The following is a 19,207-nucleotide window of genomic DNA, read 5'->3' on the forward strand; positions in this document are numbered from 1 at the left end:
ATCTTGCCTCTGTACGAAATGGTTTTTGCGAATAATGGACACAGACCTCCCATTGCAGAAGACTGTGTCCATTATTCATTCCTATCAAAATTCCATCATATGAGCAATAGCCATAAAGGAGGTTGCCCATGCTCCCCACCTTAGAAAGGTTAATATACTTTTTTGCCAAGGCGTATATTCAGATGATTCATTTTCTATATCTTCTGGAGATCGTTTCTCTTGCATATATTTTCCCTCCAACCCGTTCATAAATTCCGTAATTTATATTAATTTTATCATATCTTTGTGAATAACTTATGAAGATCCCTTGAAAACATTTCTTTTTTCGATATTCTTATTCCATTCTCGTTATTTAGTAAATTGTTTCAACAGCTGCATTAATTCTTCAATACTTTGTTCTGCACGATCTTCTTTGATTGCTGTAACCATACAGCTTTTTGCATGACTTTCCATAATAATAAGTGATACCTTATTTAAAGCAGCTCGAGCCGCCAATATTTGCTGAACCACATCTACACAGTACCGTCCATCATCCAACATTTTATCGATACCATTGATCTGCCCTGCAATTTTTTTTAACCGTAATTTTAATTCACTTTTTTCTTTATCCGTTAACACAAAATTCACTCCCTCTACTACTATACCCCCCTACCGCACTTAATTATAGAACGGTATGCTTAGCCTCGTCAATATATGGACTCATTACAGTAACAACTATTTTACTAGTGTGCCTTTAAATAAAAAAAATAAAACCTTTTGAACCGCGAAGAAGCGAAAACCCAAAAGAAAAATAAATTTCAGATGATAATGATATTGAATATCATTATCATCGATGTTATACTATAAAGGTCAAGTTTTAAGAACGTATTGGAAAAGAGACTAAATTTCGATAGAATAGGAGCATGGTAAATGGCAACAAGAAGAGAACCAAGGTTTAAATTATGCAGAAGATTAGGTGTTAATATTTTTGGTCACCCTAAAGCAATGAATAAAGCAACAAGAGACAATAGCCGATCCGGCAGAAAATTATCAAATTACGGGATTCAACTTTTGGAAAAACAAAAAATTAAAGCCTATTATGGGCTTTTTGAAAAACAGTTTGTACGTTATGTTGATAAAGCGATGAAAAGCAAGGAAATCACAGGTACTGCCTTATTAAAAGCATTGGAATGCAGATTAGATAATCTCGTATATCGAATTGGTTTTGCCAGTTCCATTCGTCAGGCCCGGCAGCTAGTCAGTCATGGCCATATCCTCGTTAATGGACAGAGGGTGAATATCCCATCCTATGGAGTACCAGTTGACAGTGTTATCTCTTTAAGCGAAAAACAGCGGACAAATGAAATGATCGTTTCTAACTTCTTGGAACTTCAAAGTTTTGCATCACCTTATATTGAGAAGAACCTGGAAGATTTCAGCGGAAAATTGATACGGCTGCCTAATAGAGAAGAAATTCCTATCGAAGTAAATGAAATTTACGCAATTGAATTCTATTCCAAATAAGAAAAGATCAACACTAAATTGTGTGCTTGACAGTGATTATTTCTTATTATAAGGGGTCAAAATAAATGTGCAAATACAATAATCATAATTATTGGGAAGGTGCTTTATTAAAGAAGAAAGATCTTTGGACGAACTACTTTACTGATTTGGATTGTGCACAAGATGCTATTTTTATCAATACAGCGGTGATTGATTATGCTAGAGATACTGTAGATAATAATTGGGCATGTTACCCCGATGCAAAGTCATTATTAGGATTTATCCAATATATCTATCTTCCAGTAGCTTTTTTTTATACGATCCATAAGGATAATCAAGATTTATTCATCCCCATATGTTCTAGCCACGCATTGATTGAGTCCATTACAGAATCGGATTCCCCTTATGTGGATATCATGAAAAATGCCATTGAAGAACTAAATACGTACTGGGATTTAGAAAATTCATTATGTATGAAAAAGATCAAAGAATTTTGTGCTAAATTTAATGCTTTCTGGAATAAAGACAGCTATATTTTACATATCGGAGTCTTTGAAAGCACATTTGAAATTGCAGAGTACTTAGTAAGTACAAGAGAATTTACCGAAGTGTTAGAGGAAGATATCGGCTTGACGATTCAGCAGCTTTATAATATGTGTGCGATTTTTTATACAGATATGTTTATTCAAAAAACCTTTGTAAAAATCTTGAACAATAAAATAGGATGTATCGTATGAAAAGGACTGTTTAGCGCTTGCAAGAAGCCAAATGCTAAACAGTCCTTTTATCTTAAGGGTCTTTACGCCTCAAATAATTTACGAATCTCCTCTTCACTCATTTTAGCCAAGAAGTTCTCTCCTGGCTGAATTAACGCATCAATCATCTCACGTTTCTTCTGCTGCAATGCATAAATTTTTTCTTCAATCGTATTCTTAGTGATTAATTTACATACCTGTACTGAATTTTTCTGCCCAATGCGATACGCTCGGTCAGTAGCTTGCTCTTCCACTGCAGGGTTCCACCAGGGATCATAATGGATGACCATATCCGCACCAGTCAGATTCAATCCTGTACCGCCAGCTTTTAGTGATATGAGAAAGACATCCTTCTCACCCCCATTGAAAGAGTTGACAAGTTTGATACGTTCCTCCGCTTTCGTAGACCCATCCAGATAATAATATCCGATATTTCTGGATTCCAGCTCATTTTTTATAATAGCTAACATTCCCGTAAATTGGGAGAACAACAAAATCCGATGTCCACCACTTACTGCATCCTCCAGTAACTCTGTCAGCATCTCCAATTTACCACTGCCGCCATGATAGTCCTCGATAAATAGAGACGGGTGACAGCATAATTGCCGCAGCCTGGTCAATAAGGACAGTATCTTGATCTGGCTTTTGGCAAAACCATGATTCTGCACCTCATTTTCAAATTCTGTTTTCACTTGCAAGATCCAGGCAGCATATAATTTGGCCTGCTCCTCAGTCATTTCATTGACCATTCTACTTTCAATCTTTTCGGGAAGTTCTTTTAAAACTGCTTTTTTCATTCTTCTAAGAATAAAAGGTTTAATGTAGCGTCCGAGCTCCGTGAGAGCCTCTTCTTCTCGATTCTTGCTAATGGGTATTTCAAATTGATTCGAAAAGGATTTATGGGTTTTTAGATAGCCAGGCATTATAAAATCAAAAATTGACCATAATTCTGTTAATGTATTTTCAATTGGTGTTCCAGTCAGAGCAAAATATCCTTTTGCTCTAATTTTTTTTACCGACTTTGCATTTAGTGTATTTGGATTTTTAATATGCTGGGCTTCATCAATAAAGCAATACTTGAAAGTTCGGCTCTCATAGAACTCAATATCACGCTTCATCAGCGCATAGGAGGTCACAGCCAAGTCGACTTCGTCAATATGATTCAATTGTACCTGTCGTTCCTCTTGATTCCCGGAAATGATCATCACCTTTAAGGCAGGCGCGAACCGCTCTACTTCCTGCTGCCAATTATAAACAAGGGAAGTAGGAGCAATGACTAAAGAAGGAATATCTTCACTTTCTTTCTCAGACATAAGAAAGGTAATGACTTGCAGGGTTTTCCCCAGGCCCATATCGTCAGCCAATATACCCCCAAAGCCATAACTGGCAAGGGACTTCAGCCATTTGAAACCAACTTTTTGATACTCTCTGAGTTTTCCTTGAATCCCCTCTGGAATCGCGTATTCTACATCCTGGGGCTCCAAAATGTCCTGCACCATTTTCCGAAAAGAGTAATCCCGCCCCATGTGAAAATCACTAGATTCTCTAGCCAGGCTGTCAATGTACATGGCGCGATATTTAGGCAATTCAATAACTTTATTTTCTATATCAGCAGGGTTTAGTTCAAGCTGTTCCATCAACCTATTCACGATCTGTAAGTCAGTCGAATCAAGAGGAATAAATGCGCCATTTTCCAATCGATGATAGCGTTTCTTCAATTTATAGGAAGCCAATAAGGCAAATAATTCACTGGGCTGCATATCTTCATAATCCAGTGAAAACTCCAGCATATCCGTTTTAGTATTCAGCTTCACTCCCGCGGAAACTCTACCTGTATAGGTAATTCTACTATTTTTAAAATCATCAGAATAAAAAACCTCTGCAACATTTTGCAGCTGATGCAGTCCCTCTTGTAAGAAATCGTAGGTTTTCTCTTCATCTGCCTGCACAAGTTGTCCTTCCATTATCGCAAAGCCATAGCGTTGAAAAAGGGTAAGTATTCGGTTTTCTTCTTTCTTCGAACGCAACAGCATTTTCCCAGATATGGTATGCAACATTCCTTCAGATGGAGCTAAGGGATCAATGGTTAGATCACCATACTTAAAGCCAACTCTTGCACGAATGCCATCTATAAATCGATCAAAATATATTTCTATTTCTAGTGGCTCCTTATGAAATTTCTTAAGAAGCGTGGTGCTAATATGAACGGTTCCAATATTCTCTAAAGCAGGTACTACAGAGGAAAAGAAATTGGCTGCTTCCGCCTCTGGAATGTATACTTCCGATTTCTTATTTTCATAAAAACACTTCATCAACGGCTTGATACAACTGGCAAATAAGGAATCAACTTTATAGATTGTCTTCTGATGATAAATATATTGAAAATCTGTATCCAATCCATAGAATACATCATTCCCGGTCTCCATCCTAAGCTTCAGGCCCCCTACAACCGCCTTCACCGATAAATTGACAGCTGGCCGTTCCTTAACAACCCGGACACCAGAAACTTTCTCATGATTGATCTCCACGGAAAATGGAACCTCTTCCATTATCGTAAAAAACTTCAGCATATTCGAATTAGTCAGTTTCAAGCGCCGCGCATCGCCAAAAGCGGATACAGAAGAAGCATAGGGATTCCAGTCTGCAAGTTGTTTGTCATCAGCATAAGCAGACTGTAATAAATGGAGTAACGACTTGGCTTGCTCATCAAACATGACTTCCCGTGGTTTTAATATAAAGTTTTTACCATAAACAATCTCCTCCTGGGTATCTAGAGCATCCAGAAGTTGAGGAATATTCTTCATAACATACAGTTTCTCGTTTCCAAGGGAAAACTCCAGCCAACTCCGTTTCCCTCTTGATTCTAAAGAAAAACCATAGGTAGGTATCATTCTAATGGGTATTGACTGATACGAGCTAGGTTCTAGCATGTCATGATTAAAAAAATCTAATAGTTCCTGGGTTGCATGAGTCAGAATGGTTGTTTTTCCTTCACCAAAATAGATTTCCCAATGAGCTTGCATTACCTTTAAGACAGCGACAATATGTTTACACATTCCATGATAATAACTAGAAAATGCCGGGCAATCACATTCATATCCGTCCACTTCGTGATAATTATTGAAATTAACCCTTACTGTATATACTTCGCTTCCTACTACCTGGGCTCTATACGCCTGTTCATGCTGCGAATATTTTATATCCTTCACATTCCCGTTTCGATAATATTGACAGCCTTTTACATAGGAACTGCTAGTTGCAGCTTTTTCTTGAATTTTTGCATCTGTTAGCACCAAACTGCCCCTCCTTTCTTTATGGGGCCTATACTATAAATCATTTCTTCAACAACCCAACGTAAAACATTCATTAATTTTTATTCTTTCATTCCTATAAATTTACCTTTTTCTTATTTAATTTTTTATATACAAAATTTAGAAAAACATTTCGCGCTCGTTCTTTTAAAAATATTTCTTCGCGTCTTCGCGTTTCAACGTTTTTTACATAACGTTATGCATTTCTCTAGCTAGAAATAAAGATCAAGCGGCTTTTTTCTTTCGAAAATCAGCCGCTTGATCTTTATATTGTAAGGATGAGCAAGTCTTACTTCACTTTTCCGCCTTCTACTACAACGGTTTCTGGATCAATGGATTCACCATAAGCAGGTTTTAGACTTGCATCATATGCTTTGTGAATGAAGTTCTCTTTACCCAACGTTTCTAATTCTGTATTCACCCAGTTAAGAAGTTCTGTATCACCTTTTTTAACTGCAGGAGCAATGGTATCAAGACTGCCCAATGAAGCAACACCAACGGTATAACCTGTGTTTTCTCTTGCCCAGGCAAATAACAATGTATTATCATGAGCCAAAGCAACACCGCGTTTATCTTTTAATGCTTCAAAAGCTTCTGTATTTTGATCATATTTTAACAATTCGATATCTGGATAGTTTTTGGTGAAAAAGGTTTCAGCTGTTGTGCCTTTGTTGACAATCAATTTTTTACCTTTCAATTGGTCCACAGAAGTAATCGGTGCGCCACTTGGAGACACTACGCCAAGAGCAACCTTCATGTATGGATTCGCAAAATCAACTTTTTGCTTGCGTTCATCGGTAACAGTAAAGTTAGCCAAAATCAGGTCCACTTTATTTGCTTGCAGGAATTCAACTCTGCTTGCTGCTTCCACTAAGACAAACTCTACTTTTGATTCATCACCCAACAGATCCTTAGCAAATCGTTTGGCTATGAACACATCAAAACCTTGATTTTTGCCATTGGCATCTACAAAGCCAAATGGAGGTTTGTCACTAAATACACCAATTTTGATTTTTCCACGCTGTTTGATTTCCTCGATGCTGCTTTTTGCTGCTGCTTGATCTTTTTTAATTTCTGTTGTTGCTTTTGAGCCGCAGCCTGCTAAGATTCCTACTAATATAACGGCACTAAAGAAAACGGCTAGGATTTTTTTGATATTCTTCATGATACAACTTCCCTTCTTTTTTGTTTTAAAATTGAAATATATTTAAAAATTGCTGAGCACGCTCTGTTTTGGGGTTCGTAAAGAATTCTTTAGGTTCGGACATTTCACATACTTTTCCTTCATCAATAAACAGAATTCGGTCGGCTACGGCCTGAGCAAATCCCATTTCATGAGTTACAATCATCATGGTCATGCCCTGCTTTGCCAGCCCCAGTATAACATCTAACACTTCTCTTACCATTTCAGGATCAAGTGCTGCTGTAACCTCATCAAAAAGCATAATTTCCGGATTCATACACAAGGCTCTTACGATGGCAATTCTTTGTTTTTGTCCCCCTGACAACTGACGGGGATAGGAATCTTTGCGATCAGATAATCCTACTCTTTCCAGCAGCTGGGTTGCCTGCTCCATCACCTCTTTCTTCTCTCTCTTTTGTACCTTGATTGGACCTAAAAGAATATTTTCAATGACTGTCATATGCGGAAAAAGATCATAATTTTGAAAAACCATACCAATTTTTTGACGAGTTTTTTGCCAATTCACATTGGAACCGACAAGACTTTCACCATTAAACTGGATATCGCCGCCTTGAATGCTTTCCAGCCCATTCAAGCATCGCAATAATGTACTTTTCCCACAGCCTGACGGACCTAGTACCACGATCACTTCACCCTTATGTACACGCAGATGAATGCCGTCTAATACGGTCCTTGTGTCATATTCTTTATGCAAATCTTTAATTTCAAGCAAGACTTGATGATTTTCTTTATTCATTGCAACTCCTTCTTTAATTTTCCCATTTTGCTTCTAGTTTCTTTGATAGCGTGGATAAAGGATAACAGATAATGAAGTACAGGATAAAAATCAGTCCATAAACCCAAAAAGATGCAGTCGGCACTTTTATGACGGATCTTTCTATAATCTGCTGGCCTACCTTTACCACATCAATAACACCAATCATAACAACCAGAGATGTTGTTTTCACCATTCTTGTTGATAGATTAATCGCTCCAGGCAGCATACGTCTTACAGCCTGGGGTATCAGTACGTATCTGTAGAGTCCCCAAAAGCTAAGCCCAATAGCCTTTCCAGATTCAATTTGATGTTTGGGCAAAGATTCTAATGCCCCTCTGACAATGTCCCCCATTTCCGCCGCGCCCCACAGGCTAAATACAATCACGGCAACAATTTCACCATCTAGATGAATATCCAACGCATTTGTCACACCGAAATAAACAATAAACAACCACACAAGAATCGGTATGATTCTAAAGACTTCAAGATAAAAACGACAGATAAACTGTACTACTTTTGACTTGGATGTTCTCAGCAGTCCCATTCCTACACCTAAGAAAGATCCGATGATAATGGAGAGAAACGCAATTCCCGCTGTCATCATCAATCCTTCGAATAAACGCTGCAGTGTCGTTCCTTCAAATAGAACATTAATTCCCAAATTCTGCATAACGCACCTTCCTTTCTAACCAGGATAGCAGGAATGATAAGGGCAGAATAATAATCAGATAGGCAACCACCAGCATGAACAGTGATTCAAATGTTTGATAATACATACCAATGACATCTTGTGTTACGTGCATAAGTTCTGCAATGGCAATGGCTCCTACTATCGAAGTCTCCTTAAATAAAAAGATGCAATTGGCTGCTAAAGATGGCATGGTTACCGCAAATGCCTGAGGAAGAATTACGTAGCGAATCAACTGCGTTTGAGAAAGACCAATACTCAGACCGGATTCAATTTGTGTCTTACTCACGGCTTCAATTCCGCTGCGAAAGGCCTCTGACATGTAACTTCCGCCCAAAAACGCCAAACCGGTAATGGCACAAGTGGTCTCACTCATGGTTATGCCTAGTTTTGTCAGCCCAAAATATAAGAAGAATAGCTGTATTAATAAAGGAGTATTACGAGAAAGTTCAACATATATTTCAACAAGCTCTTTTAAAACCTTTATCCTAAAATATAATATAATACTGCACACCAAACCAATGATTACGGACAGCAACGTACCCCAGAAACCAAGCTTTATCGTAATCCACGCTGCCTTTTGATATAAAGGCAGCGTGCTTATTATAAACTGCCAATTAATATCCATACATTCACCACCATCTAAATTCTTTTCGGGAAAAATAAGAAAAATAAAAAAACCAAAAGAAAGTAGTTTATAAACCACATTCTTTTGGCCTTTAGTTTTCTAATCAGCCGATATTCATATTTTCACAAGAGACAATCCTATGTAGTATGTTAAAAAAATAATACAATTCTCTGTAAGAAAAATTATAGTATTCTCCTTTCCATTTGTCAATACATGAATGAGAATAATAAGCAAAAAACGATTCTAAAAAATACTAACATAATATGAACAAGCTTCTCATATTTATAATTGAACTTGTTTATTCTTCATCTTGCTAATTTAGGGAGGAGTCTTTGTGGAAGATGCATTAGCAACGATCGCTGCTGCTGTATGGACTGATAATTGGAATCATGTGATTAATTTTAAAGTTATCTTACTCAGTATTGTTATTGAATCCTTTCCTTTTTTACTGATGAGTGTTATTGTATCAGCATTACTCAATAATTTTGTTTCGGAAAATACCATACGCAATATGATACCCCAAAGTAATATCCGCAGCATCTTCATGGCCTGCTTTCTGGGTATTCTATTTCCCGTATGCGACTGCGGTATGGTACCGATTGTGCGACGTTTGATTTTGAAAGGAGTCCCCTTGCCTGCGGCTATTGCTTTCATGCTGGCTGCTCCAATTGTAAATCCTGTTGTAAGCGCAGCAACAGCATTTGCCTTTCAAAACAATATACATGTAGTTTTATTGCGTCTCGGAACAGCATTTGGGGTAGCCCTATGTACTGGATTATTACTCAATGGATTTACTAAGGGCAGGCAGCTAAAATCACCAAGTCAAATCCACGGTCATTCCCATGGATGCTGTCAACATACACTAAATAGCCACCATCCTGGGTATTCTCCCCTTCATAGATGGATCAATACTCTTCGAGATGCCTGCCATGAGTTTTTTGAAATGGGGAAATATTTAGTAATAGGCGCTATGCTGGGATCATTATCACAGATCGCGATTCCTCGGGAAATGCTGTTAACTCTGGGGCAAGATTCATCCTTATCCATTGGAGTTATGATGGTATTCGCCTTTTTCATTTCGGTATGCTCAGCTGCTGATGCATTTATCGCTGCCTCCTTTTCTAGTAGTTTTACATTAGGCTCCCTTGTAGCCTTTATGGTTTTTGGTCCTATGATTGATCTTAAAAATATTCTCATGCTGTTACATACGTTCCGCACCAAATTTGTATGTTGCCTCACATTGATCATTATCATGCTGTGCTCCAGTGCAGCCTATCTGATCAATCACTTGTAAAAGGAGGTAGGGTTTATTGCAACCTAGAAAAAGAAATCTGCGGTCTTTCAACAACGGAGCTTGTATACAATCCATCATTCTTCTTGGTTTTATCATTTTACTCCTATGGCTTGATATTACTAAACAATTACCCCTATATATCAATCCAAAATTTATAGTACTCACTCAGATATCCTATCTTTTATTAGTACCTATGCTTGTCATACAAATCATAGATACGTTGCTGCCCACTTCTAGTGTTTATGAGCAGCATTGCCATAAACATTCCAGCATCGGAAAATATACCCCCTTCTTTATGATCCTCCTCTTAGCCTTTGCAGTGCCCGAAAATACACTAAATGCAAATCTTGTCAGCAGTAAGGGACTCAATAGCCAATCCAGCGCTATTACTCATTCTATAAAAGATTTGCCACGTCCTTTAGCACCAGTATTCGGCCAAATGGATACCATTAAGGTTACAAATCTCAATTATACGGAAGCGATGTGCGAAATAAATAATTTTCCTAATGAATATGCAGGAAAAAAGATTACCATGACGGGATTTGTATTCCAAATTCCAGGGCTGACCAATAACCAAATTTCCCTGGTACGCTATGTCGTTATGTGCTGTACTGCCGATTCTTTACCTTATGGAGTCATGTGTGAAGGGATCGAAATCCAAAAGTATCCTGATGGAACCTGGCTGTCTATTGAAGGTATCATTCAAATGGTTACATACGACGGCAAAGATGCTGCATCAATTAAAATTACCTCTCTGCAAAAAATTGAAGCACCAAAAGACCCTTACGTATATCCTTATAATTAACTTGTCAATTCCCTTTCCTTTTATTAGGCATATTAGTACCTCATCACAGGAGGTACTAATATGCCTATTTTCCTTTTGACACAAAGGGATTGTCTTTTATAATAAATCTCCAAGGGTACTCTCTTGCCTCTCTAGCATAATCAATATTAATACGAGGAGTAGTTGCTATATCCTCGGGCATAATCGTTTCACCATGTAATAAAAACATGCTTTCCCCACATAAATCCATCTCATTTTGCAGTTTTGTAATTCCCATTGCCTGACACAACTTTCCTGGGCCGCTGCATAAATTAAAAATGGATTCGGTTCTCCGGCGCTTTTCCATGATCTCCAATCCTTCAATAGGTTCTAATGCTCTAATTAATACAGCTTCTGGATACGTTTCTTGATTGGTTACGATATTCATACAGTAGTGCATACCATAAATTAAGTACACATACGCATATCCACCTTTGCCAAACATAACTTTGGTTCGATTCGTGTATTTATTATTATAAGCATGACATGCAGCGTCAATGGAACCCACATACGCCTCAACCTCTACAATCTTGCCAACTGTCCTGCCATCATTGGTCTCGTGAACCATGTATTTTCCTAATAAATCTCTTGCAACTTCTAAAGTGGCCCGCTCATAGAAACTTCTCTCTAACTTCTTCAAAATATCACCTTCTTGTAAGGAATAGATTTTAAGTATCATCCTTCTGGTTATTTGGAAAAATACCTTCATTGTATTTGAAGCGAATACTCTTACTCTTTTGATATGACACTGGCAACGTGTCTTTTTTACTATTAAGGAACCACAAAGGCACAATGCCGCTAACACGACACACAAAGTGGACCGCAGAAATAAATTATACCCCTTTGTGCCCTTTGCGCCTTTGTGGTTCGATTGTTTTATTTTTTTACTAATTTTAAGTATAACAAGACTAACAATCAGTAAAAATACAAGGTAACGATTTATATCCCAGGAGGTTGATCCTTTGACAGCATTTAATAAAAAAGACTTTATCGTTATGGCTTTAGGCAATATTATCGGGTCAGGCATCTTTTTGGCCAGCAGCCTTGTAATCAGCGTTGCTGGTATCTGGGCACCTTTTGCATACCTCTTTGGCGGACTCGTTATGATGATGGAAGTATCTTTTATTATTGAGATGACAATCGCGAACCCTGTTTCAGGTTCTTTTAAGGCACATGCCCAAGAAGTTTTTGGCGAGTGGTGGGGTTTTATGATTGGCTGGATGTTTTGGGTCAGCGGAGTATTAGGAATGGCTGGTGAGGTTACTGCTTGCGCTATCTTTCTTCGCTTATGGCTGCCTACGGTTCCGTTATGGGTCTGCAGCCTACTGTTTGCCTTAGGAATTACGCTGTTAAATTTCAATGACGTGAAAGGCTTAAGTAAAATTGAATTAGGGCTTGCTATTACAAAAGTAGCTACCCTCGTGATATTTGTTATTATGGGCTTTACAGTTATAGCAGGTGTTTCCATAGGAGATGCCACAACAGGATTTATACCATTCCAATCTCTCCTTCAAGCTCCCTTAGAAGGATTCTCAGGTATGCTGGGCGCCATGCTCCTTATTTTATTTGCTTATACAGGAACAGGTATTATTGGAATCGCTGCGGTAGAAACGGAAAAGCCGGAAAAAACAGTGCCTCCAGCGGCTAAATTTATCACGATTTCAGTAACAATGCTATACGCTCTATCAGCTTTTCTTATTATTACTTTGCTGCCCTTAGATTTACTGGATGAAACCATCAGTCCCTTTGTACAGCTATTTACGATTTTTAAAATTCCCTATGCCAGGGATCTTGTAAACTTCATTCTTTTAACCGCTGGGGTTTCTGCTCTTAATTCTCAAGTATATTCCTCATCCCGCATGCTATTCTCTTTAGCCAAAAATAACCAAGCACCCCAAATTGCCAAGTATCAAAATAGTAAGGGTGTTCCCATAGCAGCGGTTACGATTAGTGGCGTTGTACTGTTATGCGGAGCCATACTTTCTTATTATTTGCCTGATAAAATATTTATTTATACCGTCAGTGCCAGCGGATTCTTGGCACTTATCAATTGGATGAGCGTATCCGCTACCCATTTTTATTATCGTAAAAAAATCCTTACTAAAAGTCCAGAGAAATTAAAATATAAAGCTCCTTTCTATCCCTATCTCTCTTGGATTTGTTTTTTTATTATCTTCGTTTCGATCCTTTCCACTCCTTTGTATCCAGATCAGCTGCCAGGTCTATACTCAGGTTTACTGCTCATGTTACTCATTAGTATTGCCTATTTGATCCGCAATCTATGGATCAATAAAAAAGATAGTTAATTATTGCATATTCTCTATAATAAAAAGAGTACCTTGGTGTCTACAAAGATCGACAACAACTAATATTATCGAAGTAGTCGAAGAACTTGAAAAGACAAATCTCTTCACTACGCTCGCAATAAGGATGATGCCAAAATAAAGGGACAGTTTCGCTAGGATTCTTTTGGAACCCTAGCGAAACTGTCCCTTTATTTTGCTTTACACGATTACACATAACTAAAAAGGATTTTCCCATTTATTGGCGAAGTAAAATTACTATTAAAGAAAATTTGTACATTTCTAGAAAAACGTGGAAATAATTGTAGAAAATTGTAGAATTATATTCATATACTTAAAATGTGCATTAGAGGTGCCAAAACAGTGAAAAAAATAAACCTAACAACAAAGCTTAATTTAAAGATAATTGGTGTTGTTTTGTTGCTCATGATCACTGTTACTGTTCATAATCTTTGGCTGTCTTTGCAAGAAGAAAATGAGAAAAATGCCCTATGGCTTGTGTCTATTACTGATTTTCTTATTAAAAAAAAACCTGAAGGTTCTTTTAGTGATATTGCCGCTAACCATGGACCCTTTCAATCAACTCAGCAAGAAATTATGACCATTAATCATGAACTTCAACCTGTCTTACAAGCTGTACTCGTACCATCCAACATCATAAAATTTGGTTTTTATTCTCTGGAACACGAAAGTATTGTAGCCATTGGTCCCCATTCTGATGCTTCCATATTATTAGGAATCGATACGAAACCGTTTAAAAAGTTTTTTTACTCTGATACCGAAAAGTTCATAGAACGAAAAAATTCACTAGTATGGTATGGTGCCAATGCGATCATTCATATTAGGCCAGTCACAGATCGTAATGGTGTCATTATCGGTCATGCTTTTGCTGCAATCAATCAAGATGCTGTAAATGCAGCCATGTGGAAACGAACGATAAACACCCTGATGGCAGCCATTTTTATGTTATTAGTATGCATTGTAATCTTTCGTGAACTCTTCAATAAGTTAAAAAAAGATATGCAACTATTCGCTGAAAGAATTCTGAATGGTTGCACTGGTAATTTTAATAGTGAAGTAGCTGAATTTACTCCTATTTTGCAATATATCAGTGAACAAACGGAAAAAATGACTCGTCTCGATCGCTTGAATATTATTGGCGAAATGGCGGCAGGCATTGCTCATGAAGTACGAAATCCTATGACGACAGTAAGAGGTTTACTACAGTTTATGGGAAACAAGCAAGAGTTCGCTAACCAAAAGGAAAAGTTTAGTCTAATGATTGATGAAATTGACCGCGCAAATAAGATTATTACAGAATTTCTATCCCTTGCAAAAAATAGGGCCATGAATTTCTCCGAAAATAACTTAAACGATATCATTCGCAATATTTATCCTTTAATACAGGCTGATGCTTTACGCAACAATAGTAATATTAAAATTTCTCTAGGCGAAATTCCGCCTCTATTTTTAGATCAAGATAGCATTCACCAGTTGATTCTTAACATGGTTCGAAATGGATTAGATGCCATGCCTACGGGTGGTTTAATCCACATCATTACAGCTCAGAATGAGCAAAAAGTAGTATTATCCATAAAAGATCATGGTCTTGGTATACCAAAAGAAGATCTAGACAAACTGGGAACGCCCTTTTTTACTACAAAAGATAATGGTACTGGCTTAGGACTAGCCGTTTGCTATCGAATTGTACACCGCCATGCAGCAACCCTTTCCATTAACAGCGAACTAGGAGAAGGTACTGTTTTCACAATAGAATTTGAACCGATTTCATCGGATACTTTATCTTCTGTTAAAGATACCAGTCTAAGCATTCCAAAATAGAGGTGGTAAAAATGATTGAGAAAATAATTTCTCTGCTATTTTTGATTGGCAGTTTAACGTATTTGTATTGGGCACAAGAATTCACTTTCGGGACTCTTGGCTCGCCTAAATCTGGATTCTTGCCAAATCTAGCGGGAGTCACTGCTTTGTTATTATCTTTGCTTCTCATTTTTCGCCAATTTCGATTAAAAAAGACTAAAAATAAAGATGCCGTCGACTGGACAAAATTTTTATTTATTCTTATTGGCTTTGCATTTTATCTGATGATTTTAACTATTGTTGGCTATTTCGCTGCAACTTTTATATTCCTATTTTACTTATTTAAGGTAGCTGACACATCAGGCTGGAGAGTTCCCTTAGCGATTTCCTTTTGTGGTTCTGCTGCATTTCATCTATTATTCACCTATTATTTAAAAGTCGCATTACCATAGAATTGGAGGTAAGGATTTGGATATTTTGAACCTGCTGCTCCAAGGAGTTTCCGTAAGTATTCTTCCAGCAAATTTATTATCTTGTATTATTGGAGTCTTAATTGGCACATTGGTAGGTGTATTGCCAGGAATTGATACCGTTAGTGCCATTGCCTTACTACTCCCTTTTAGCTATGGCATGGACAGTACTGCCGCACTCATTATGTTCGCAGGGATTTATTATGGGTCTAAGTACGGAGGTTCTACTACCTCTATCTTACTCAACGTTCCTGGAGAAGCAGCCTCTGTGGTTACCTGTTTAGATGGATATCCCATGGGACAAAAGGGACGAGCCGGGGCAGCGTTAGCCATTTCTGCCATTGGGTCTTTTATTGCTGGCACCATTGGCCTGATCGGGCTGACCTTGCTAGCCCCGCCGTTAGCTCAGGCTGCACTGGCTTTTGGGCCGCCTGAATATTTTTCTCTTTCCCTAGTCGGTTTAATCCTATTATCCAAACTAACTGGCACTTCCACACTTAAGTCTGCCCTCATGGCTGTCATCGGTATCATGCTAAGTACCATCGGACTAGACAGCTTGTCTGGCATCAGCCGTTTTACCTTTGGCATTGATGAATTAGACAGAGGTTTCGACTTATCCATTATAGCCATGGGGCTCTTCGGCATTGGCGAAATTCTAACGGCTATGACTCACGCTGATGCGAAACCAGATATACCCTCCGTAAAATTTCGTGATTTATACCCTACGAAAGAAGAATGGCAGCGCTCTATAACTCCTATGTTTCGCGGAGGGATTGTCGGTTTTTTGGTAGGTTTATTACCGGGCCCTGCAGCAACCATATCGAGTTTTATATCCTATGGGCTGGAAAAGCGCTATAGTAAACATCCTGAGGAGTTTGGTCATGGTGCAATTGAAGGAGTCGCAGGTCCAGAAGCGGCCAATAATTCAGCCATTTCAGCTACAATGATACCTTTGCTATCTTTGGGGCTGCCCTTTTGCGGAGCAACAGCAATTTTACTCAGTGGCTTTATGATTCATGGTATTACTCCCGGTCCATCATTAATAACCGAACGGCCTGAGCTTTTTTGGGGTCTTATTGCCAGTATGTATATAGGCAACGTCCTTTTATTGATCATCAATTTACCTCTTATCGGAGTTTTCGTTCAACTGCTTAAAACCCCGCTCAATTTCCTCATGCCTTTAGTGGCAGTAGTCACCCTCACCGGTGCCTACTCCATTAATAACAGCATGTTTGATTTGATATGGGTCATTTTTTTCGGCATTTTAGGATTCTTACTGCAACGGGCAGGCTTTGAACCAAGTCCTTTGATCATTGGCTTAGTCTTAGGACCAGAATTAGAACGAGGATTGACACAAGGATTAATCATTTGCAACGGCAATATATGGACATTTATTACCCGCCCACTTGCAGCCACCATCCTATCCCTAGGGTTTATTGTTATTTTGTATAACTTCGTCACATGGTTTACCAAATTCAATAACAAAAGAAAGGAGTTAGATGCTAACCGTTCTTAATTTATAAAAAAAGGAGAGGATGTCGTGAAAAGGAAAATATTGATTTCTTTGGTTCTGTGTCTATTGGTTTTATCAATTATAGTAGGAGGTTGTACGAGCATGGAAAATAAAGCGATTCCTGCAACCAGTAAGTATCCAGATAAGCCGATTACTCTTATTGTTCCCTATGGTGTAGGAGGCGGCACAGATCTGGTAGCTCGTTTACTAGAAAAAAGGGCTCTTGAGTATTTGGGACAACCCTTAGTGATTGTTAATAAACCAGGAGGAGCTGGAACTATTGGGTGGAATGAAGTAGCTGGCAGTTCAGATGGTTATACCTTAGGTATGACCGGAGTGGAAATCATATTGCAACCTCTATATGGTCAAACCAAATACCATTATCTTACTGCTTTAGATCCTCTTGCCCAAATTGCTGAATTATCAATAGTAATGGTAGTGCAAGATACTCAACCATGGAAAGACCTTGATGAGCTAATTCGTTACGCTAAAAAGCATCCAGGAGAAATTAAGTTTGGGCACGGAGGTATGGGCACTACAGGTCATGTTGCAGGAGAAATGCTTGCTAAATCAGCAGATATACGTCTCGAACAAGTTCCATTCCAAGGATCAGCAGAAGCAACAGCAAGTTTGTTAGGAGGACATATCCAAGTTCTCTTTACAAACCCAGCTTCTGTTAAAGAGCATGTCAAAAATGGGACAGTAAGAATACTAGCAGTAGCAAGTGAACATCGACTCAAAGATCCTGTATTTGCAAATGCACCTACATTTAGAGAGCAAGGATTAGATGTTGTTTGCAGTAATTGGCATGTTATTGCTGCTCCCAAAGACTTACCAGTGGAAGTAAAAAATAAATTGGTTAAAGGATTTGAGGCAATCATTAATGATCCTGAATTCCAAAAAAATATAGAAAAGTTAGGATTTGAATTTTCCTATTTAGGTCCAAAAGAATCACAAGAAAAGTGGCTGACAGAAAACCAAAAATTATCTAAAACGGTACAAGAAACTGGGATTCTGGATAAAATCAAAGCACAAAAAAAATAATCCAGTTCCACACAAGGATTAACGGTTTTCCATTAAAAATTCCTACCTTCAGACTTTGTATACCATAACAACAAGGAGGTCATGAAGTGCCAAAAAGATCTTTCATATTATTTGTATCTTGCCTATTAAGTATTTTACTATTGGGAGGTTGTACGAGTATGGAAAATAAAACGGTTACTGAGACAAAAAAATATCCCGATAAGCCTATTACTCTGATTGTTCCTTTCGGTGTTGGCGGTGGTATGGATTTAGTGGCTCGTTTACTAGAAAAAACAGCGCCCGCACAATTAGGACAACCCTTGGTAATTCTAAATAAACCTGGAGGAACTGGAGCGATTGGCTGGAATGAAGTAGTTGGAGCCACCCCAGATGGCTATACTCTTGGTATAACAGGAATTGAAGTATTATTGCAACCTTTGTACGGTCCAACTAAATTTCATTATCCAACTGCCTTGGAGCCCCTTGTGCAGATTTCTGAATCACCCATGGTAATGGCCATTCTAGCTGAACAGCCGTGGGAAAATCTTGATGATTTTATTGCTTATGCAAAACAGCATCAAGGAAAAATTAAATTTGGTCATTCAGGCATAGGTGGTATAGGTCATGTTGCTGGAGAATCTTTCTCTAAAGCTGCAAAACTCAATCTTGAACAAGTGCCTTTCCAAAGTGCAGCAGAAGCAATGACAAACTTGTTAGGTGGTCATGTTCAGGTTGCATTCCTGACTCCGGCATTAGCCAACGAATTTGTAAAAAGTGGAATGGTAAGGATATTAGGCGTAGCAGGAGAACATCGGCTATCGAATCCAGATTTTGCAAATACGCCCACTTTCAAAGAACAAGGTTTAGATGTTGTTGGTAGCAGTTGGTTTGGAATTGCTGCGCCTAAAGGTCTACCTATTGAAGTAAAGAATAAATTAGCCGATGGATTTAAAGCTATGATTAATGACCCCGAATTTCAAAAAAATATAGAACAGCTAGGACTTCAAGTTACCTATCTAGACCCTAAAGAATCAGCAGAGAAATGGTTGAAAGATAGTCAAAGATTGACTAAAACGGTACAGGAAACTGGCATTGTAGAAAAAATTAAAGAACAAAAGAAATAACAACGACCACA

General features: G+C 38.2%; 18 protein-coding genes. 10 read left to right on the plus strand and 8 right to left on the minus strand.

Annotated features, from left to right (window positions below):
* Positions 1 to 84: 84 nt before the first annotated feature.
* Together JBW_RS25420 and JBW_RS17565 are read right to left on the minus strand one after the other, a co-directional pair.
* Complete coding sequence (locus JBW_RS25420) at positions 85 to 225, minus strand: hypothetical protein (RefSeq protein WP_007960758.1); 141 nt, start codon at positions 223 to 225, stop codon at positions 85 to 87.
* 123 nt (positions 226 to 348) lie between these two features.
* The gene (locus JBW_RS17565) at positions 349 to 618 is read right to left on the minus strand and encodes a metal-sensitive transcriptional regulator (RefSeq protein ID WP_007937208.1); all 270 of its coding nucleotides are present in this window, start codon (positions 616 to 618) and stop codon (positions 349 to 351) included.
* 291 nt (positions 619 to 909) lie between these two features.
* Here JBW_RS17565 and rpsD point away from each other — a divergent pair, with 291 nt between their 5' ends.
* Both rpsD and JBW_RS17575 read left to right on the plus strand, forming a co-directional pair.
* Complete coding sequence (gene rpsD, locus JBW_RS17570) at positions 910 to 1,503, plus strand: 30S ribosomal protein S4 (protein ID WP_007960755.1); 594 nt, start codon at positions 910 to 912, stop codon at positions 1,501 to 1,503.
* A 65-nt stretch (positions 1,504 to 1,568) separates the two neighbouring features.
* The gene (locus tag JBW_RS17575; RefSeq protein ID WP_007960753.1) at positions 1,569 to 2,219 is read left to right on the plus strand and encodes a hypothetical protein; all 651 of its coding nucleotides are present in this window, start codon (positions 1,569 to 1,571) and stop codon (positions 2,217 to 2,219) included.
* Between the two features lie 62 nt (positions 2,220 to 2,281).
* Here the strand turns inward: JBW_RS17575 and JBW_RS17580 are convergent, their stop codons facing one another.
* From JBW_RS17580 to JBW_RS17600, 5 genes are all read right to left on the minus strand, one after another.
* Positions 2,282 to 5,530, minus strand: a complete 3,249-nt coding sequence (locus tag JBW_RS17580) for a DEAD/DEAH box helicase (protein WP_007960751.1) — start codon at positions 5,528 to 5,530, stop codon at positions 2,282 to 2,284.
* A 307-nt stretch (positions 5,531 to 5,837) separates the two neighbouring features.
* Entirely contained in the window at positions 5,838 to 6,713 is an 876-nt protein-coding gene (locus tag JBW_RS17585) for a cysteine ABC transporter substrate-binding protein (protein ID WP_007960750.1), read from the minus strand.
* A 25-nt stretch (positions 6,714 to 6,738) separates the two neighbouring features.
* On the minus strand, positions 6,739 to 7,488 hold the full coding sequence (locus JBW_RS17590) for an amino acid ABC transporter ATP-binding protein (RefSeq protein ID WP_007960747.1): 750 nt from the start codon (positions 7,486 to 7,488) through the stop codon (positions 6,739 to 6,741).
* A 13-nt stretch (positions 7,489 to 7,501) separates the two neighbouring features.
* Positions 7,502 to 8,179, minus strand: a complete 678-nt coding sequence (locus tag JBW_RS17595) for an amino acid ABC transporter permease (protein ID WP_007960745.1) — start codon at positions 8,177 to 8,179, stop codon at positions 7,502 to 7,504.
* Positions 8,160 to 8,825 carry an amino acid ABC transporter permease gene (locus JBW_RS17600; RefSeq protein WP_036681963.1) on the minus strand — a complete coding sequence of 222 codons (666 nt, stop codon included), beginning with the start codon at positions 8,823 to 8,825 and terminating at the stop codon, positions 8,160 to 8,162. The genes JBW_RS17595 and JBW_RS17600 overlap by 20 nt, the downstream gene beginning before the upstream one ends.
* 334 nt (positions 8,826 to 9,159) lie before the next feature.
* Between JBW_RS17600 and JBW_RS17605 the strand changes: the two genes are divergently transcribed.
* Both JBW_RS17605 and JBW_RS17610 read left to right on the plus strand, forming a co-directional pair.
* A complete protein-coding gene (locus JBW_RS17605) occupies positions 9,160 to 10,119 on the plus strand; it encodes a permease (protein WP_007960740.1) in 960 nt (319 codons plus the stop codon).
* A 16-nt stretch (positions 10,120 to 10,135) separates the two neighbouring features.
* Positions 10,136 to 10,924 carry a TIGR03943 family putative permease subunit gene (locus tag JBW_RS17610; protein WP_007960739.1) on the plus strand — a complete coding sequence of 263 codons (789 nt, stop codon included), beginning with the start codon at positions 10,136 to 10,138 and terminating at the stop codon, positions 10,922 to 10,924.
* Between the two features lie 64 nt (positions 10,925 to 10,988).
* On the opposite strand, the gene JBW_RS17615 is transcribed toward JBW_RS17610, so the two are convergent.
* A complete protein-coding gene (locus JBW_RS17615) occupies positions 10,989 to 11,621 on the minus strand; it encodes a DNA-3-methyladenine glycosylase (RefSeq protein WP_235333940.1) in 633 nt (210 codons plus the stop codon).
* A gap of 283 nt (positions 11,622 to 11,904) precedes the next feature.
* On the opposite strand from JBW_RS17615, the gene JBW_RS17620 reads away from it, so the two are divergent.
* The 6 genes from JBW_RS17620 (at position 11,905) to JBW_RS17645 (ending at position 19,196) form a co-directional block, all read left to right on the plus strand.
* Positions 11,905 to 13,248 carry an amino acid permease gene (locus JBW_RS17620; RefSeq protein ID WP_007960737.1) on the plus strand — a complete coding sequence of 448 codons (1,344 nt, stop codon included), beginning with the start codon at positions 11,905 to 11,907 and terminating at the stop codon, positions 13,246 to 13,248.
* A 360-nt stretch (positions 13,249 to 13,608) separates the two neighbouring features.
* Positions 13,609 to 15,087 carry an ATP-binding protein gene (locus JBW_RS17625; protein ID WP_007960736.1) on the plus strand — a complete coding sequence of 493 codons (1,479 nt, stop codon included), beginning with the start codon at positions 13,609 to 13,611 and terminating at the stop codon, positions 15,085 to 15,087.
* An 11-nt stretch (positions 15,088 to 15,098) separates the two neighbouring features.
* Positions 15,099 to 15,518, plus strand: a complete 420-nt coding sequence (locus JBW_RS17630; RefSeq protein WP_007960735.1) for a tripartite tricarboxylate transporter TctB family protein — start codon at positions 15,099 to 15,101, stop codon at positions 15,516 to 15,518.
* Positions 15,519 to 15,534: 16 nt separating this feature from the next.
* Positions 15,535 to 17,052, plus strand: coding sequence for a tripartite tricarboxylate transporter permease (locus JBW_RS17635; RefSeq protein ID WP_007960731.1), 1,518 nt, complete (start codon positions 15,535 to 15,537; stop codon positions 17,050 to 17,052).
* Between the two features lie 99 nt (positions 17,053 to 17,151).
* Positions 17,152 to 18,093, plus strand: a complete 942-nt coding sequence (locus tag JBW_RS17640) for a tripartite tricarboxylate transporter substrate binding protein (RefSeq protein ID WP_007960729.1) — start codon at positions 17,152 to 17,154, stop codon at positions 18,091 to 18,093.
* 158 nt (positions 18,094 to 18,251) lie between these two features.
* Entirely contained in the window at positions 18,252 to 19,196 is a 945-nt protein-coding gene (locus JBW_RS17645) for a tripartite tricarboxylate transporter substrate binding protein (protein ID WP_007960726.1), read from the plus strand.
* Positions 19,197 to 19,207: the final 11 nt, after the last annotated feature.

Origin of the sequence: Pelosinus fermentans JBW45 (assembly GCF_000271665.2) — a bacterium.
GTDB classification, from domain to species: domain Bacteria; phylum Bacillota; class Negativicutes; order DSM-13327; family DSM-13327; genus Pelosinus; species Pelosinus baikalensis.

Excerpts from the sequence above, each read along its gene's own strand:
- JBW_RS25420 (WP_007960758.1), bottom strand. The coding sequence starts at position 225 with ATGCAAGAGAAACGATCTCCAGAAGATATAGAAAATGAATCATCTGAA.
- rpsD (WP_007960755.1), top strand. The coding sequence starts at position 910 with ATGGCAACAAGAAGAGAACCAAGGTTTAAATTATGCAGAAGATTAGGT.
- JBW_RS17575 (WP_007960753.1), top strand. The coding sequence starts at position 1,569 with ATGTGCAAATACAATAATCATAATTATTGGGAAGGTGCTTTATTAAAG.
- JBW_RS17585 (WP_007960750.1), bottom strand. The coding sequence starts at position 6,713 with ATGAAGAATATCAAAAAAATCCTAGCCGTTTTCTTTAGTGCCGTTATA.
- JBW_RS17590 (WP_007960747.1), bottom strand. The coding sequence starts at position 7,488 with ATGAATAAAGAAAATCATCAAGTCTTGCTTGAAATTAAAGATTTGCAT.
- JBW_RS17595 (WP_007960745.1), bottom strand. The coding sequence starts at position 8,179 with ATGCAGAATTTGGGAATTAATGTTCTATTTGAAGGAACGACACTGCAG.
- JBW_RS17600 (WP_036681963.1), bottom strand. The coding sequence starts at position 8,825 with ATGGATATTAATTGGCAGTTTATAATAAGCACGCTGCCTTTATATCAA.
- JBW_RS17615 (WP_235333940.1), bottom strand. The coding sequence starts at position 11,621 with ATGATACTTAAAATCTATTCCTTACAAGAAGGTGATATTTTGAAGAAG.
- JBW_RS17630 (WP_007960735.1), top strand. The coding sequence starts at position 15,099 with ATGATTGAGAAAATAATTTCTCTGCTATTTTTGATTGGCAGTTTAACG.
- JBW_RS17640 (WP_007960729.1), top strand. The coding sequence starts at position 17,152 with ATGGAAAATAAAGCGATTCCTGCAACCAGTAAGTATCCAGATAAGCCG.
- JBW_RS17645 (WP_007960726.1), top strand. The coding sequence starts at position 18,252 with ATGGAAAATAAAACGGTTACTGAGACAAAAAAATATCCCGATAAGCCT.